The organism is Rahnella sp. EDr1-12 (assembly GCF_049206505.1).
Taxonomy (GTDB): Bacteria; Pseudomonadota; Gammaproteobacteria; order Enterobacterales; family Enterobacteriaceae; genus Rahnella; species Rahnella rivi.
In genome coordinates, this window is sequence record NZ_JBLZNY010000001.1 from 946,260 (window position 1) to 961,646 (window position 15,387).

Below are 15,387 nucleotides of genomic sequence, written 5' to 3' on the forward strand. Positions count from 1 at the left end.
CCCCTGCGGTTTGAATTATGACGGGTAGCCTTGACCCACGACAAAGCGGTATTGCATACAGCCTCTCTATAATCGGGGCTGTTTGTCTTTCCACTGGTGAATCACATGGCGTATGAACTCAATCTCGACTGGCCAGAGTTTTTAGAAAAATACTGGCAAAAACAACCTGTTATTATCAAAAAAGCGTTCACAAACTTTGTCGATCCGATCACTCCGGATGAGTTAGCCGGCCTTGCGATGGAACCTGAGGTGGACAGCCGCCTGGTCAGCCATAAGAACGGGCAATGGCAGGCGAGCAACGGGCCTTTCGAACATTTCGATAATTTGGGTGAAACCGGCTGGTCATTGCTGGCGCAGGCGGTTAACCACTGGCACGCGCCTTCTGCCGAACTGGTTCGCCCGTTCCGGGTACTGCCTGACTGGCGTCTCGACGATCTGATGATCTCCTATTCCGTGCCGGGCGGCGGTGTCGGCCCGCATATCGATCAATATGACGTATTTATCATTCAGGGCATGGGCAGCCGCCGCTGGCGTGTGGGAGATGCTTTGCCGATGCGCCAGTTTTGCCCGCATCCGGCGTTATTACACGTCGATCCTTTCACGCCAATCATTGATGAAGATCTGGAACCTGGCGACATTCTGTATATTCCGCCAGGCTTCCCGCATGACGGTTTCACCCATGAAACGGCGCTGAATTATTCCGTCGGTTTTCGTGGCCCGAACACCCGTGATTTCATCAGCAGCTTTGCGGACTATGCGCTGGAAAACGATCTCGGTGGCAACCACTACAGCGACCCGGATCTGACACTGCGCGAGCATGTGGGCAAAGTTGAAGAATACGAACTGGATCGTGTGCGCAATATGATGCACGAGCTTATCAATGAGCCGGAATCCTTTAAACAATGGTTCGGACGCTTCGCCACCACGCCTCGCCATGAACTGGACATCGCTCCCGCTGAACCGCCGTTTGAAGCTCACGAAATTGTCGATGCCCTGACGCAGGGCGACAGCCTGACCCGTCTCAGCGGCCTGCGCGTGCTGAATGTGGGTGGGCGTTTCTTCGTGAACAGCGAAGCGCTGGAAACCGATAACGTGAAGGCGGCCGATGCGTTGTGCCGTTACACCTGCATCAGTAAAAATGAGCTGGGGAACGCGGTACAGGATCCGGAGTTTATCGCTGTACTCACCGATCTGGTGAATCAGGGTTACTGGTTTTTTGACGAGTAAAAACTGACGCGGTTGAAACGAAAAAGGCGGCATCCAACAGGACGCCGCCTTTTTTATTCCGCTTTTTATGGCCGGTAAAGCTCGACCGGCGTTTTCGATCTCCGCACTTCAGGCTCAAACAGCGCTATCTCTTCACCCTGAATATATTTCGCCCGCAGCATCGCGGAAATCTTGTCCATGATCATGACGATAGCCACCAGAATAAGCGTGATAAACATCACCACATCCCAGTTCCACAGCCGCATATTTTCCGCATACACCAGGCCAATCCCCCCTGCCCCGACAAAGCCGAGCACCGCGGCAGAACGGGTGTTGGATTCAATCTGATACAGCGACAGTGCAAGGAAGGTCGGGAACGACTGGGTAAAGATACCAAAGCGGTGGGTTTGCAGCGGTGAAGCGCCCAGCGCCCGCAGGCCACGGCTTGGCGAGCGTTCCACGGCTTCATGCCCTTCGGCGAATAATTTGCCCAGTAACCCTAAATCCTGCATCACTATCGCCAGCACGCCTGCCAGCGGCCCCATACCAACGGCGCGAACGAAAATCAGCCCCCAGATCGCCATATCCAGCCCGCGCAGCACGTCAAGAAGCCGGCGAACGATCAGCGAAACAGGTCTGAGCAAGGGAGTGTTCATCACGTTTCGCGCAGCCAGAAATGACAACGGCAATGCCAGGAAAGAGGCGGTGATCGTGCCGGCAAAGACTATCGCCAGCGTGATGCCAATTTGCGAAAAATAGTACATAAACGGCCATTCGGAGACGTTGTGCCAGACGAACATGCGCAGGAAATAGCGCCCGACTTCACGGCTGCCGCGCATCACTTCGCTCCACGGAATGCCGAAGTAACTGAAAAAGTAGACGTAATACAGCGTAATCACCACGGCCAGTATCGCGAGGTAGCGCAGATAGCGGCGCTGCGCAGCAAACAAATGTCCGTGCTGTTGTTTCAGGCTGCTGACAACATGAGGTTCAAGCGCATCGGTTAACATCAGAAAGTGCCCTCCACAACGCTTTTGCGCAGTTTTCCTGAGAGATAATCCATTATCGATACCACCAAGATAATCAGCAGTAAGGTCATGCTGACCTGATCATAACGGTCGAGTTTGATTGAGGTCATCAGTTCCTGCCCGATGCCACCGGCACCGACCAGCCCGAGAATGGTGGACTGACGGAAGTTGATCTCAAGGCGCATAAAACTGTAAGACAGGAAAATCGGTTTCACCTGCGGCCACATGGCGAAACGCATGCGCTGCAGGCGCCCTGCGCCGCAGGCACGCAGGCCACGCACCGGTTTATCCGAGGCGGTTTCAATGGATTCGTAAAACAATTTGGTCAGGCTGCCAACGGTATGTAATGTCAGCGCGATAAAACCGGGGATTGCCCCCACGCCAAAAGCCATGACGCACATCACCGCCCAGGCCAGTTCCGGCATGGTGCGTAAGAAAGCGACAAACGTGCGGATACTGAATTTTATCCATTTTGGCGAATCGGTATTATTGGCGGCAAGAAATGCCAGAATAATGGCCAGCGCGGTGGATAAAATCGTCGACGAAAGTGCCAGCTGAATAGTTTCCCAGATCAGCGGCAACTGAATATTAAGCCGGTAACCCCAGTAAGCAAAAGATCCTTCAGTATGACCATCAGCAAATAACAACGGCCAGTGCAATACCGGCACCGTTTCACCGATATAATCAAAAAAACTCGGCGCGGAAACAATAATGGTCTTCAGATTTAGCTCGGAAACATTGCCTGACCAAAGATATAAAACCAGCATCAATCCTGACCAGATCAGCGCTTCACGCTTTTGTTTCCCGCGCACCTGCTGATAATAACGATTGAAATCTTTATTCAAAATAATATTTCCGGTTTACAGATAATAATAATTCCTCCCCCTGAAAAGGAGGAGGAAACTACGGATTAACGACCGCCTTTAGTCAGCTCGCGCTTCATATCGATTATCTGCTGATATTCCGCCAGCGACGTTTCACCGATGTGTTGTTTACCGCCGACGGCTTTCACGAAGCAGGCGTGGTCTTCTTTATCCAGTTTCTTGATGGCAGAAACCAGCTTGGCTTTAAATGCCGGTGGCAAATCGCTGCGCACTAAAATCGGGCCGTTAGGGATCAGCGGAGATTCCCAGATGATACGGATTTTCTTCATCAGATCCGGATGGTCCATACGGATCATTCGGTTGAATGCCCCTGAGGTATAACCGGTTTCACGGTCACCAATCATTGAAGCCCAGGTCACCGCGCCTTCGAACTGGCCGTTCAGCACGCCAAGAATGTCCTGCTCATGGCCGCCGGAGAAGGTAACGCTGGAGAAGAAGTTGTTGTATTTATTATCCGTTGTGCCGCCAAACTCTTTCTTGAACGCCTGATTCGGGATCAGGTAACCGGAGGTGGAATCCGGGTCAGCGAAGCCAAAGGATTTACCTTTCAGATCAGAAATTTTCTGGTACGGGCTGTCGGCTTTGACCACGACAACCGAGTGATAGCCGCGGGATTTGTCAGTATCGTCGATCACAATACCCACCAGATCCACTGCTTTCGGGTTATTAATATAAACCGACGCGAAAGACGACGGAGACATACTTAATACCATGTCGACTTTCTTGCCTAATAAACCCTGAATAACACCTGAATAATCGGAGGAATTACGCAGTTTAGTATCCACATTTAATTCTTTATCGAAGAAATCTTTGACGCACTGATTATCCCCGATTTGCTGAGTCGCATTCTGCCCGCCCAAAATACCTAAGTTCAGTTCTTTAGGCGCATCTTCTGCCATGCCGTGCATTGCGGTAAAGGAACCTGCAACAAAGACTGCCAGACGTAATAACTTCTTCATGTAATGGTAACCTTGTGTAGATTGAGAGAAAGTAGAAATAAAGCGTGCCAAAATTGAGTCTTATAATTAAACCGCTACGGCTTCATGTTCCTCACCGTATAACTGATGCAGGATCCCGTCAGTTAACTGATCAGGATGACCATCAAATATAATTTGCCCTTTCGCAATGCCAATAACACGGGTGCAATAATCTTTCACCAGTTCGACGGAATGCAAATTCACCATCACTGCGATATTTTCTTCGCTGACTTTTTTCAGTGCATTCATGATGCGCAGGGTATTTTTTGGATCGAGAGAAGCAACGGGTTCATCGGCCAGCAAAATTTTGGGGTTTTGCATCAGTGCGCGACATATCGCCACCCGCTGCATCTGCCCGCCGGAAAGATTTTCGGCGCGTTGTAACGCATGCGGCAACATGTGCAGCCATTCCAGCAGGGAAATCGCCCGGGCGCGGTCTTCGTCGTTAAACTGGTTAAAGAATGATTTGAACGTTGAAGTATGGCTCAGACGCCCGAGCAACACGTTAGTCAGTACATCCAGACGCGGTACCAGGCAAAAATCCTGAAAAATCATGCCACAACCGGAACGCCAGCGGCGCAACGCTTTGCCGGTCAGCCCGGCAAGCTCCTGCTGTTCACCATTTTCGTAATGACACACCACGCTGCCGTCGGTTAACGGAATGGTGCCATTGAGAACGTGCAGCAGCGTAGATTTCCCTGCACCGGAGCGGCCAATCACCGCGACAAACTCACCGGCGTGCAGATCAAAATTAATGTCATCAAGAACCCGCTGGCCGGATTTGTAGGATTTCACCAGGCCTTTGACGTCGAGTACTTTGTTCAGATGCTGTGTCCCGGCCTGAGGATATTCAGCCTGTGCCAGCTTAAGTTGTGCTTGCGCCATGATGCTGTCTCTCGGTTGCTTTCATTATCTGGCGTTCATTAAGCGCGAGTTTTATGACACATCAATGACGATTTAATGGACAGCGCATGACAAAAAAGCGCGGGAATAAGTCTATGATTGTAGGGGTGCCAAATGCGCATCACGTCAAAAAAGGAAGATGAAATGGATAATCAGACACTCATCGCCGCATTGAAAGAGATTGCCGGCATCCGCCATGTTCTGACCGGTGACAGCAACACCGAGCGCTACCGTAAAGGGTTTCGCTCCGGCGGAGGCAAAGCGCTGGCGGTCGTATTCCCGCAGACATTGCTGCAACAGTGGCAACTGCTGAAAGTGTGCATCGCGGCCGATAAAATCGTCATCATGCAGGCTGCCAATACCGGCCTGACCGAAGGCTCGACGCCCAGCGGGGACGATTACGACCGCGACATTGTGATTTTCAGTACGCTGAAGCTGGATAAGATCCAGTTGCTCGACGGCGGCCATCAGGTGATAGGCTTTCCCGGCAGCACACTCTATAAGCTGGAGAAAATGCTCAAGCCATACAACCGGGAACCTCACTCGGTGATCGGATCATCCTGCATCGGTGCCTCCGTTGTCGGCGGGATCTGCAATAACTCCGGCGGTTCGCTGGTCAAACGCGGCCCGGCCTATACCGAAATGGCACTCTACGCACAGATAGATGAGCAGGGAGAGCTGAAGCTGATTAATCATCTGGGCATCAACCTCGGTGATACGCCTGAGGAGATCCTGACGCGTCTGGAAAAAGCGGAATATCTTGAAACCGATATCCTGCACGATAAGCGGCTGGCCTCCGATAACGAATACGCCTCACGCGTTCGTGAAGTGGATGCAGATACGCCGTCACGCTTTAACGCCGATCAGCGCCGGTTGTTTGAGGCCTCAGGTTGTGCCGGAAAGCTGGCGGTATTTGCGGTACGCCTCGACACTTTCCCGGCAGAAACCCAGCAGCAGGTGTTTTACATCGGCACCAATGACACCGCCGTCCTCACTGAACTGCGCCGTCAGATCCTGCGTGACTTCACTCATCTGCCTGTTGCGGGCGAATACATGCATCGTGACATTTTCGATATCACCGAAGTCTATGGCAAAGACACCTTCATGATGATCGACAAACTTGGCACCGATAAAATGCCGGATATGTTTACCGCCAAAGGTAAATTCGATGCCCACGCCAGCAAAGTGCCTTTTCTGCCGAAAAACTTCAGCGACCGCGTCATGCAATGCCTGAGCAAAGCCCTGCCCAATCATCTGCCTCCACGGATGAAACAATACCGCGATCGTTTTGAACATCATCTGCTGCTGAAAATGTCAGGTCAGGGCATTGATGAGGCCAGAAACTTCCTGACCCGATTCTTCAGTGACGGTCAGGGCGATTTCTTTATTTGTTCTGCCGATGAAGGTAAAAAAGCTTTCCTGCATCGCTTCGCCGCAGCGGGTGCCGCGGTGCGTTATCACGCAGTGCATGAAAAAGAGGTGGAGGACATTCTGGCACTGGACATCGCGCTGCGACGCAATGACCGTGAATGGTTTGAAACCCTGCCGGAGGATATCGATAACCAGCTGGTGGCAAAACTGTATTACGGCCATTTCATGTGCCACGTTTTCCATCAGGATTACATCGTCAAAAAAGGCGCGAACAGCAAGGCGCTGAAACATAGGATGCTTGAGCTTCTCGACGCCAAAGGCGCGGAGTACCCGGCCGAGCATAACGTCGGGCATCTGTATATGGCGAAACCGCACCTGAAAGCCTTCTACCAACAGGCCGATCCCACCAACAGCTTCAATCCGGGAATAGGAAAAACCAGTAAGTTGAAAAACTGGCAGGAATAACAAATCCTGGTGCATGGATTATGCGGGATTAGTTTGTTGCTCCCTCCCCTTCGCAGTGAGAGGGAGCAGTGCAGATCAAAATAGCTGAGTTCCGTAACCCCACATTATCACCGTCAGCGCGAGCAGCAGCTCAAGAACCAGAACACCCATGGCCAGAGTTGAACTGGAGAACAGGAAGCCTTCGCGGCGGTCGATATTCAGGAAGTTCGGAATACCGAGATACAGCAGATATCCGCTATAGCACAAACCAATAATACCGACGAACAGGCATAGCCAGACCATCGGATATAACGCGACGATCCCGCTGAGGAACATCGGTGTGGCGACGTAACCGGCAAACACGATGCAGTTGTTGAGTGTCGGACGACTGTCATAGCGACGCGCCATCCAGTAGATAATTCGCCCCATCAGGGCGACAGCACCGAGCATCAGAACATAAAAAATAACGGCGATGTAGGACGCGGTGAACATGGAAACCAGCAGTTTCTGCCCGTCACCGAAATTCCAGCCAAGCTGCGTGGTTCCGATAAAGGAACAGACAACCGGAATAAGCGCCATCAGAAGAACATGATGAGAATACACATGTGAAACGGTTTCCCGTTCACGCTGGATTTGTTGCAGTTCGGGACCTGGATGGGACAACAGTCCCCAGACATGATTTACCATGAAACACCCCCTTGTACGCCGAAAGCCGCCAGCGGCGTGCGGTGATAAACCTTCGGGAATGCCCGTTTCACTGAGGCACAAGGAAGGTGGCGACCTGTCTAAATTATAGCCGTTATTGTTGATTTTGCAGAGGCGGCCAATTCTGCATGAAGGATCATCGGCCGCCTTGGGTCGCCTTTAATGAATAAAGCGTGCCGCGCTAAAGGTCAAGCCAACCAGCACCAGCATCATGCTGATAATCCAACGGGTCTGTTGAATCATCAGATCATAAAACATGGCCTGCATCCCGCTCAGGGAAGCTTCAATTTTTACAAAGCGTTCGTCTACCTTTTCAAACCGTTGATCGATTTTGTCAAAACGCTCATCTACACGCTCAAACTGGTTATCGATTCGGACCAGATGATCGTCAATCCTCAGCAGGTGTCCGTCGATGCGGGCGACGCTCTGCTCGGTTCTCCCGAGACGCACCCCCATATCTGTCACGGTTTCAGTGAGCGTGACCATCTGGTGTTCCAGCTTGCCGACACGGAGGTGAGTATCCGTGACCATGTCGGTCAGTTGACTGACCTGCTGTTCCACCTTCCCCACACGCAAATTCAGTCCGGCAAGTTCCTCACCGGTTTTAATTCCCTGCTTTTCAATACTGTTGATCTGATTTTGCAAAAGCTTTTCCATCAGCGATTTCTCCTTGGGTGCTTCCGGCCAGGCTGGTGCGCCTGGGAAATAGAGCGTCGGGTTGACGGGCGATATATCCATTGTGCTGAGCTGATACATAGTTGGTTATCCCTCACATGCGTTTCCCTGTTCAGATATCCTTAATCTGCAACCAGTGTGCACTGTATAAATAACCACCTCAAATCAATTTATTGCTCGTTTAACACACCGATTTTAATGTATCTATGTTTGAGGTCGTTGCATTGAGCAAAGAAATAACTCCAGATAAATTAGCATGTTACGCGTGGCGGTAACGGTGGTGAGTTACACGAAAACAAACTTAACCGCTATAACCGACTTCGCAGCATATCCGCCCTGCATCTCGATCCCGTCGCCAGTTATTGTTGACCCCGTTTATGCCCGCGGGAAAGACGGAGTGCTGAATAAAATAGTTATTTCTTATCAATGCATTATGATTTTTATGGGCAGCCAGAACACCCGGTAACGCGTTTTAACCGCCGCCAGCCACTCCCCATTCCCCCCACAAACCGTTAACGTAAAGGCTGAATCTCTCAAGGAGGCCGCTATGCGCATCACCTGCTTACACACCGCCGACAGTAATATTGCCGTTTTCGATAACGCCGCCCGCCAGCTTGGGCTTGATCATCATGAAATAACGCATCTCTCCCGGCCAGATTTACTGGCTGCGGCGGAAAGCACTGGCGGCATGACGGCGGATTTGCAACATCAAACTGCACAACTCCTGCGCAGCCTTGCCACCCATGCAGACCGTGTGCTGCTGACCTGCTCAACGCTCGGGGCTGCGGCCACGCTGGCAAACGAAAGCAGCCCGGCACCGGTTTTTCGCGTGGATAAGGCGCTGGCAGAGCAGGCGATGAAAACGCCGGGAAACGTGGTGGTGCTTTGCGCGGTGGAAACTACCCTGGAGACCACCCGGCGGCTGTTTGAACAGGCAGAAAAGCATCCGCTGGCAGTGCTGGAGGTCCGGCTGGTACCGGGAGCATGGGAGAAATTTAAGCAGGGAAATCTGGCGGGCTATCTGCAAACGATTGCCGCTGCCGCCGACACCGCTTACCGGCAAGGCGCTGCCTGCGTGGCGCTGGCTCAGGCTTCGATGACCGGTGCGGCAGAACTGACACAGATCGGGACGCCGCTCACCGCACCGGTTTGTGGCCTGCGGGCCGCCGTGTCTCAGTAACAGGCAACAAAAAGGCGAAAACCGAAAGAGTGGCTATACTCAAGGTGAAATATCATTGGCTTAGCACATCAGGCCGGTGAAGACTAAGAGTAGATTAAGGAAAAAATATGAAAATTATTCTGTGGATTATCGCCATTATCTTTATCGTCGGCTTACTGACCCTGACAGGGGTATTTAAACTGATCTTCTGATCGGCACGTCTGAACGTTTCTGCGCACAAAAGAAAAAGTCCGGCCACTGCGCCGGACTTTTTTCATCTGATTTCTGCTCATCAACGCGCTTTTGCGCGACTCAGGCTGACGCGTAAATCAGTCCTGAGCCTCTTCCACGCTCGGCTGCGACTTCTGCTGATCTTTCTGTTTACGGTAGTTTTTCGCAATCTGCGGAACAGGCACCGTTTTACCGGTTTCCATCCAGGTGCGCAGACGGTTGGCATCGGCGAAGGCGGTGAATTTCCCGAAGGCATCCATCACCACCAGCGTCACCGGTTTGCCATTGATGGTAGTGCGCATCGCCAGACAGTGCCCGGCGTCATCGGTATAACCTGTCTTGGTCAGCTGAATGCTCCAGGACGGGTTCATGATCAGATGGTTAGTATTCCGAAAAGGCAGTGCATAAGACGGATGGCTGAACACGGCGGTTTTTTCAGAGGTCGTGCTCAGTTCGCCAATCAGCGGATAACGTTGCGAAGCCAGCAACAAACGGGTCAGATCGCGCGCGGTGGAGACGTTACGCGGCGATAAGCCGGTCGGTTCGGCGTAACGGGTATGCGTCATGCCCAGCGATTTGGCTTTGGCATTCATTGCTTTAATAAAAGCGCTGTAACCGCCCGGATAGTGCGCCGCGAGACTGGCGGCCGCGCGGTTTTCTGAAGACATCAGCGCCAGCTGAATCATCTGACGGCGGGTAATTTCACTGTTGAGTTTCACGCGGGAGAAGACGCCACGCATTTCAGGGGTATTGCTGATATCAATATTGATGACTTCGTCGAGCGGAAGTTTCGCATCCAGCGTCACCATGGCGGTCATCAGTTTGGTCAGGGAGGCAATCGGCCTCACCTCATCCGGATTTCGCGAGTAAATCACTTCGTGGCTTTTAAGATCAACCACCATGGCACTGCCTGAAGCAATTTGAACCATCGGGGCGACGGCCTGCTCGTGCTTTGCAGCGAGCGCGGCTGGGGCAGACAACATGCCTGTATTTAAGGCGAATAAGCTCAGAACCAGAAGACGGATTTTCACATGCATTGCTCTGTATTTAAGAAAGTTGTCATAAAATCATGTCGAAACAGCCGCCGAATTATAAGTTAGGCGAATAGTCTTAGCACTCGCAATTTGCAAATCTATTTGTCACAAAGTCTGTCACCCCTCCCCGCAAACCGTGGATTGGCGAGTAAGTGAACACTCGCCACAGAAGTCACAGACGTACGGGGTGAACGTTGCGGAAGGGAAAATCGGTTACAGAAGGGGATAGACCAATTTTTGCAGGCGCGGGATATTCGTCAGCTGGTTTTTTGCGTCAATGACATTCACTTCGGGTACGTATATCGCCGCAATAAAATCAATATTAATGCCCCCCTGACTGACGGGATGGTCAATAAACGTAGGATGAACAGCCACCGCCTGATTTAACCCATACAACACAGGGAAATTCTGACCGGTTAACCCCATTGATGAATAATTACCTGCGCTTTCCAAATAATTCTGCAAATAATTCATACTTACGCCTTTAGAAATGGGCTGGTTCTTATAAATATTCTCGACAGAATAGCCTCTTTCTCCTGACGTCAGTGAGTGATGGGCAAACCAGCCGGTGCCATCGATCTCTTCCATACTCAGCAAAGCCCGGAAGCGCACCAGACCGGCGAAGCTCCCGCTGTGGGATCCATGAACATAGCAGACGCCATGAGATAACATTTTCAGATACTGCGGCTGCTCATGCGTTTTAATAATTTTTAGTGGTAATATTTTTAATGGTCTTTTCACAAGTCACTCCTTTTTAATTATCAGTCCTTCGTCTGTCGCATGCTTAATAAATCAATATTTATATATAGATGATCTATTTAAATTCACCATCTGAATTTAAAACCTTGATTCACCAGAAAAGAATACCATTCGAGTTTATAAATAATAACCCTTGGATATGATAAATAATTTCGCCTTTAAAAAAGTCACCGCGCTAAATTACTATATTGATTATGTTTACAAACAATGCATTGGATATTCATCATTGAACGAATTACGCAGCCTGTTAATCCGGCTGCGTAATTCGCTATCCTGTTCGTTTATTTCAATGATTAACCTGGAGAGGTCATTACAAGGTCGGTTTAGATTCAATCAGATAACCGATTTCCTGCCCGTAAGAGAGTTCAAGCGTATTGCCATCGGGGTCATCGAGAAATGCCCAGTAGCCGACCGGTGCGCCGGAATCCGTTGGCTCCTGACGCAGAACGCCCGCAGTGCGTGCCTCGGCCAGTCTGGCATCCATCGCTTCTCTGGAAGCACAGGCGACACCGAGGTGACCGAACGGGCCGAGTCGGGTGTCGGTGTTTTCAGGGTCTTCGGCCAGCACGATGGCAAAATGGCGGGTCATATCGCTGAGCCATGCCACGGGTCTGGCATCCGTGCGCCGGTGGACGACTTTCATGTCGGCAAACTGTTGGTAGAACCTGATGCTGGCATCAAGATCTTTCACCGCAAAAGCAATGTGACTCAGACCGATATCGTTGTTTTCCATGATACTTCTCCCTGTTTAAGCGTTGTCGCGCGGAGAAGTCATGGAGTGACACTACCGGTTAATGCGTTCGGCAATGTCCTTCGACGTCTTCAGCACGCGCACTTCAGTAAATAACTCCGAGGCTTCGTCGTACTCTTTTCGCAAATATCCCAGCCACTGTTTGATGCGCGCCACGTGATACAACCCGGTATCGCCCTGCTTTTCAAGACGGGTATATTTTTGCAACAGCGTCATCACATCCGGCCACGGCATACGCGGTTCGTTGTATTTCACCATCCGGCTGAGATTGGGAAGATTCAGTGCGCCGCGCCCCAGCATCACCGCATCGCAACCGGTGGTTTGCATACAGGCCTGAGCGCTGGCGTAATCCCAGATTTCGCCGTTGGCGATAACAGGAATACTCAGCCGCTGACGAATTTCGCCGATCGCCTGCCAGTTGATACGCTCCGCTTTATAGCCGTCTTCTTTGGTGCGCCCGTGCACGGCCAGTTCGGTCGCGCCCGCCTGTTGCACCGCATCGGCGATTTCGAAGCTGCGGTCCAGAGAATCCCAACCCAGCCGCACTTTCACGGTGACCGGCAGGTGCGCGGGAACCGCCGCGCGCATGGCTTTCGCGCCCTGGTAAATCAGCTCCGGATCTTTGAGCAAGGTCGCCCCGCCGCCGCTGCCGTTGACCATTTTCGACGGACAACCGCAGTTGAGATCGACGCCGTATGATCCAAGTTCTACGGCACGCGCGGCATTTTCTGCCAGCCATTCAGGATATTGGCCGAGCAGCTGCACGCGAACCCGTGTACCGGAAGGCGTGCGGCTGTCGTGATGTAATTCGGGGCACAGACGATGGAAGACTTTGGCGGGCAGCAGTTGATCAACCACACGCACAAACTCAGTGATGCACAAATCGTAGTCGTTCACTTCGGTGAGAAGTTCACGAACCAGGGGATCAAGTACACCTTCCATCGGAGCCAGTAATACGCGCATTGCAGTTCAACCCTTAAAAATGACGCGCAAGAGTAACGCAAGGCCCGTCTTCCGGCAATTACCCCTGTGATAAATCGCGGTCAAGGTGCGTCTGCGTGGCACTCTGCACCTGCCGCGCCTTCACCGAACGCCAGGCAATCCACACGGCCAGCAAAGCGGGAACAGCGAACAGCAGGAACATCCAGAACGCGGCGCTGGACGCACCGGCATCGCCCTGATTCACCCCGGCAAAGTTCGCCACGGTGCCCGCCAGTGCGGCCCCCAGCGCGGCGGCGAACGACTGCACCACGGTTATCGATGCACCGGCTTTTTCGCGATCCTCTTCAGGAGCCTGTTGCAGCACGCGGGTCAGCAGATGCGGCCAGCCCAGACCGATCCCGAATCCGGCCAGCGTCAGGCCAAGCACCACACCGCTGATATTCAGCCACGGCATCCCGAAAGCCACCGGCACCGTGAACAGCAATAACAGCAAACCGGCGGCCAGAATCAGCGGCCCCGAGATAATGGCGTTATCGGCGCGACGCCCCGTCCAGCCTGAGCTGGCCACTTCACTGAGCGTCCAGCCCGCGGCGGCGGCGGCAGTAATGTACCCGGCGGCCAGCGGCGTCTGGCCGTGCAGATGTTGCAGCAAATAAGGCACGAAGAGTTCGCAGCCAAGACCGATAATCAGTAACGTCATCACCAGATATAAACCGTACAGCGGCGATGAAGTACGCAGCGCATCACGCGGTAACAACCGGACATCGGCGGTAAATTCCCGGTGACGCAGAATCAGCATCATCAGGACCGCAACCCCAAATCCGAGAAGATTAACCAGGCCGTGCGTGGACAAACTACCCGCAGACACCACCAGCACCGCGCCAGTCAGCAACGCCAGTTGCATCAGCGGCAGCGGTTCTTGCGGTTGTTTCACCCGCTGAGATTTTGGTAAAAGCCGCCAGACCCAAAAACCGAACAACGATGTCAGCGGCAGCAGCAAACCAAATGCCCAGCGCCAGGCGTGCAGCTCCGCAAAAATCCCGCCAATCGCCGGGCCCACCAGCGTGGCAATCCCCCACATCGCGGAAATCAGCGCCATCGCGCGCGGCCAGAGGGATTCCTTAAACAGAAGATTGATCATCGCGTAGGAAAGCGCGAACAGGAATCCGCCTCCGAGCCCCTGTAACGCCCGCCCCAGCAGCAGCACCGGCATGCTCGGCGCCACCGTACAAATGGCCGCTCCGGCGATAAAAATCGCGGTGGCGGTGAGATAGCTGCCGCGTGGCCCGGCGGTGCGCATCAGCCGGGCAGATAACGCGGAGCCGAGGATCGAACACACCACATACAGCGTGGTATTCCACGCATACCACGCCAGCCCGCCGATATCCTGCACGACGGACGGTAAAATCGTGATCACGATGTAACTGTTGGTGGCGTAAAGCGCGACTCCGGCGCTCAGGGTAATGGCACTTCCCCGGTTTTCCGCGCTGAATAAATCCGACCATCCGCTCTGACTTTCCGACATTTCTCTGCATCCCTTTGGTTTGTGCTGTCCACGCATTGAAGCATGTTGTGGTTATGGTATGATTAAAACAAGAAATCACTTGGAATATGTTTTACGTAATCTAGAACCCGGCGAGGTAATATGTCAAGCAGTGACTTGGAAAATAACAATCTGGTCAGGCACAGCGTGGCTGAACGCATCCTGACGTTGCTCAAAACCCGCGGGGAATTACAGGCCAGCGACGCCGGTCATCTGTTAGGCACCAGCGGCGAAGCGGCGAGGCAGCAGTTTGTCAAACTGGCGAAAGAAGGTCTGGTGGAAGCTAAATCTGTCTCGCAGGGCGTCGGGCGTCCGGCACAGTTCTGGCAACTTACCGCACAGGGACATGCACATTTCCCCGATGCACACGCCGATCTGACTGTACAACTGTTACAGCTTATCCGCACTTCTTTGGGTGATTCTGCGCTGGATCAGTTGATCACCTCGCGGGAAAATCTGACGCAGGATAATTACCAGCTGGCGATGAACGGGGCGAATTCACTGGAGGAAAGACTGCAAAGGCTGACGGAGATCCGCACCCGTGAAGGGTATATGGCGGACTGGACGCTGCAGGATGACGGCAGTTATCTGTTTGTCGAAAACCACTGTCCGATTTGTGCCGCGGCCGCGACCTGTCAGGGATTCTGCCGGGCCGAACGTGACGTATTCAGCAACGTGCTTTGCGCCAGCGTCGAACGCACCGAGCATATTTTGCAGGGTGCACGCCGTTGTGCGTATGTGATCACCCCCTGACGGCAGGCGCTTAACGAAAAAC

The 15,387-nt window shown here is 52.7% G+C and carries 15 protein-coding genes; 4 read left to right on the forward strand and 11 right to left on the reverse strand.

Going from position 1 to position 15,387, the window contains the following annotated elements:
* Positions 1 to 105: 105 nt before the first annotated feature.
* A complete protein-coding gene (locus ACO0U8_RS04450; RefSeq protein WP_122095820.1) occupies positions 106 to 1,227 on the forward strand; it encodes a cupin domain-containing protein in 1,122 nt (373 codons plus the stop codon).
* A gap of 65 nt (positions 1,228 to 1,292) precedes the next feature.
* Here ACO0U8_RS04450 and phnE (ACO0U8_RS04455) read toward each other — a convergent pair whose 3' ends face one another.
* The 4 genes from phnE (ACO0U8_RS04455) to phnC form a co-directional block, all read right to left on the reverse strand.
* Positions 1,293 to 2,216, reverse strand: a complete 924-nt coding sequence (gene phnE / locus ACO0U8_RS04455) for a phosphonate ABC transporter, permease protein PhnE (RefSeq protein ID WP_421670372.1) — start codon at positions 2,214 to 2,216, stop codon at positions 1,293 to 1,295.
* Complete coding sequence (phnE, locus tag ACO0U8_RS04460; protein ID WP_421670373.1) at positions 2,216 to 3,079, reverse strand: phosphonate ABC transporter, permease protein PhnE; 864 nt, start codon at positions 3,077 to 3,079, stop codon at positions 2,216 to 2,218. The genes phnE (ACO0U8_RS04455) and phnE (ACO0U8_RS04460) overlap by 1 nt, the downstream gene beginning before the upstream one ends.
* 65 nt (positions 3,080 to 3,144) lie before the next feature.
* Complete coding sequence (phnD, locus tag ACO0U8_RS04465; protein ID WP_421670374.1) at positions 3,145 to 4,077, reverse strand: phosphonate ABC transporter substrate-binding protein; 933 nt, start codon at positions 4,075 to 4,077, stop codon at positions 3,145 to 3,147.
* A 66-nt stretch (positions 4,078 to 4,143) separates the two neighbouring features.
* Complete coding sequence (gene phnC, locus ACO0U8_RS04470) at positions 4,144 to 4,980, reverse strand: phosphonate ABC transporter ATP-binding protein (RefSeq protein ID WP_183846262.1); 837 nt, start codon at positions 4,978 to 4,980, stop codon at positions 4,144 to 4,146.
* A 162-nt stretch (positions 4,981 to 5,142) separates the two neighbouring features.
* Between phnC and dld the strand changes: the two genes are divergently transcribed.
* Positions 5,143 to 6,834 carry a D-lactate dehydrogenase gene (gene dld, locus ACO0U8_RS04475; protein WP_122096110.1) on the forward strand — a complete coding sequence of 564 codons (1,692 nt, stop codon included), beginning with the start codon at positions 5,143 to 5,145 and terminating at the stop codon, positions 6,832 to 6,834.
* A gap of 75 nt (positions 6,835 to 6,909) precedes the next feature.
* On the opposite strand, the gene ACO0U8_RS04480 is transcribed toward dld, so the two are convergent.
* Both ACO0U8_RS04480 and ACO0U8_RS04485 read right to left on the reverse strand, forming a co-directional pair.
* Positions 6,910 to 7,500: a Yip1 family protein gene (locus ACO0U8_RS04480; protein WP_056778278.1), complete on the reverse strand. Its 591-nt coding sequence runs from the start codon at positions 7,498 to 7,500 to the stop codon at positions 6,910 to 6,912.
* 177 nt (positions 7,501 to 7,677) lie between these two features.
* Entirely contained in the window at positions 7,678 to 8,274 is a 597-nt protein-coding gene (locus ACO0U8_RS04485) for a hypothetical protein (protein WP_421670375.1), read from the reverse strand.
* A 466-nt stretch (positions 8,275 to 8,740) separates the two neighbouring features.
* Here ACO0U8_RS04485 and ACO0U8_RS04490 point away from each other — a divergent pair, with 466 nt between their 5' ends.
* On the forward strand, positions 8,741 to 9,373 hold the full coding sequence (locus ACO0U8_RS04490; protein ID WP_421670376.1) for an aspartate/glutamate racemase family protein: 633 nt from the start codon (positions 8,741 to 8,743) through the stop codon (positions 9,371 to 9,373).
* A gap of 308 nt (positions 9,374 to 9,681) precedes the next feature.
* Here ACO0U8_RS04490 and pbpG read toward each other — a convergent pair whose 3' ends face one another.
* The 5 genes from pbpG to ACO0U8_RS04515 form a co-directional block, all read right to left on the reverse strand.
* Entirely contained in the window at positions 9,682 to 10,620 is a 939-nt protein-coding gene (gene pbpG, locus ACO0U8_RS04495) for a D-alanyl-D-alanine endopeptidase (RefSeq protein ID WP_056778269.1), read from the reverse strand.
* A 210-nt stretch (positions 10,621 to 10,830) separates the two neighbouring features.
* Entirely contained in the window at positions 10,831 to 11,358 is a 528-nt protein-coding gene (locus ACO0U8_RS04500) for a hypothetical protein (RefSeq protein ID WP_421670377.1), read from the reverse strand.
* Positions 11,359 to 11,686: 328 nt separating this feature from the next.
* The gene (locus tag ACO0U8_RS04505) at positions 11,687 to 12,109 is read right to left on the reverse strand and encodes a VOC family protein (protein ID WP_421670378.1); all 423 of its coding nucleotides are present in this window, start codon (positions 12,107 to 12,109) and stop codon (positions 11,687 to 11,689) included.
* 51 nt (positions 12,110 to 12,160) lie between these two features.
* Positions 12,161 to 13,090 carry a tRNA dihydrouridine(16) synthase DusC gene (gene dusC, locus ACO0U8_RS04510; protein WP_122095829.1) on the reverse strand — a complete coding sequence of 310 codons (930 nt, stop codon included), beginning with the start codon at positions 13,088 to 13,090 and terminating at the stop codon, positions 12,161 to 12,163.
* A 58-nt stretch (positions 13,091 to 13,148) separates the two neighbouring features.
* The gene (locus ACO0U8_RS04515; RefSeq protein ID WP_183846252.1) at positions 13,149 to 14,594 is read right to left on the reverse strand and encodes an MFS transporter; all 1,446 of its coding nucleotides are present in this window, start codon (positions 14,592 to 14,594) and stop codon (positions 13,149 to 13,151) included.
* Between the two features lie 120 nt (positions 14,595 to 14,714).
* On the opposite strand from ACO0U8_RS04515, the gene ACO0U8_RS04520 reads away from it, so the two are divergent.
* Positions 14,715 to 15,365, forward strand: a complete 651-nt coding sequence (locus ACO0U8_RS04520; RefSeq protein WP_056778253.1) for a helix-turn-helix transcriptional regulator — start codon at positions 14,715 to 14,717, stop codon at positions 15,363 to 15,365.
* Positions 15,366 to 15,387 lie beyond the last annotated feature (22 nt).

Coding starts and splice junctions, on each gene's coding strand:
- ACO0U8_RS04450 (WP_122095820.1), top strand. CDS start 106: ATGGCGTATGAACTCAATCTCGACTGGCCAGAGTTTTTAGAAAAATAC.
- phnE (WP_421670372.1), bottom strand. CDS start 2,216: ATGTTAACCGATGCGCTTGAACCTCATGTTGTCAGCAGCCTGAAACAA.
- phnD (WP_421670374.1), bottom strand. CDS start 4,077: ATGAAGAAGTTATTACGTCTGGCAGTCTTTGTTGCAGGTTCCTTTACC.
- phnC (WP_183846262.1), bottom strand. CDS start 4,980: ATGGCGCAAGCACAACTTAAGCTGGCACAGGCTGAATATCCTCAGGCC.
- dld (WP_122096110.1), top strand. CDS start 5,143: ATGGATAATCAGACACTCATCGCCGCATTGAAAGAGATTGCCGGCATC.
- ACO0U8_RS04480 (WP_056778278.1), bottom strand. CDS start 7,500: ATGGTAAATCATGTCTGGGGACTGTTGTCCCATCCAGGTCCCGAACTG.
- ACO0U8_RS04485 (WP_421670375.1), bottom strand. CDS start 8,274: ATGTATCAGCTCAGCACAATGGATATATCGCCCGTCAACCCGACGCTC.
- ACO0U8_RS04490 (WP_421670376.1), top strand. CDS start 8,741: ATGCGCATCACCTGCTTACACACCGCCGACAGTAATATTGCCGTTTTC.
- pbpG (WP_056778269.1), bottom strand. CDS start 10,620: ATGCATGTGAAAATCCGTCTTCTGGTTCTGAGCTTATTCGCCTTAAAT.
- ACO0U8_RS04505 (WP_421670378.1), bottom strand. CDS start 12,109: ATGGAAAACAACGATATCGGTCTGAGTCACATTGCTTTTGCGGTGAAA.
- dusC (WP_122095829.1), bottom strand. CDS start 13,090: ATGCGCGTATTACTGGCTCCGATGGAAGGTGTACTTGATCCCCTGGTT.
- ACO0U8_RS04515 (WP_183846252.1), bottom strand. CDS start 14,594: ATGTCGGAAAGTCAGAGCGGATGGTCGGATTTATTCAGCGCGGAAAAC.
- ACO0U8_RS04520 (WP_056778253.1), top strand. CDS start 14,715: ATGTCAAGCAGTGACTTGGAAAATAACAATCTGGTCAGGCACAGCGTG.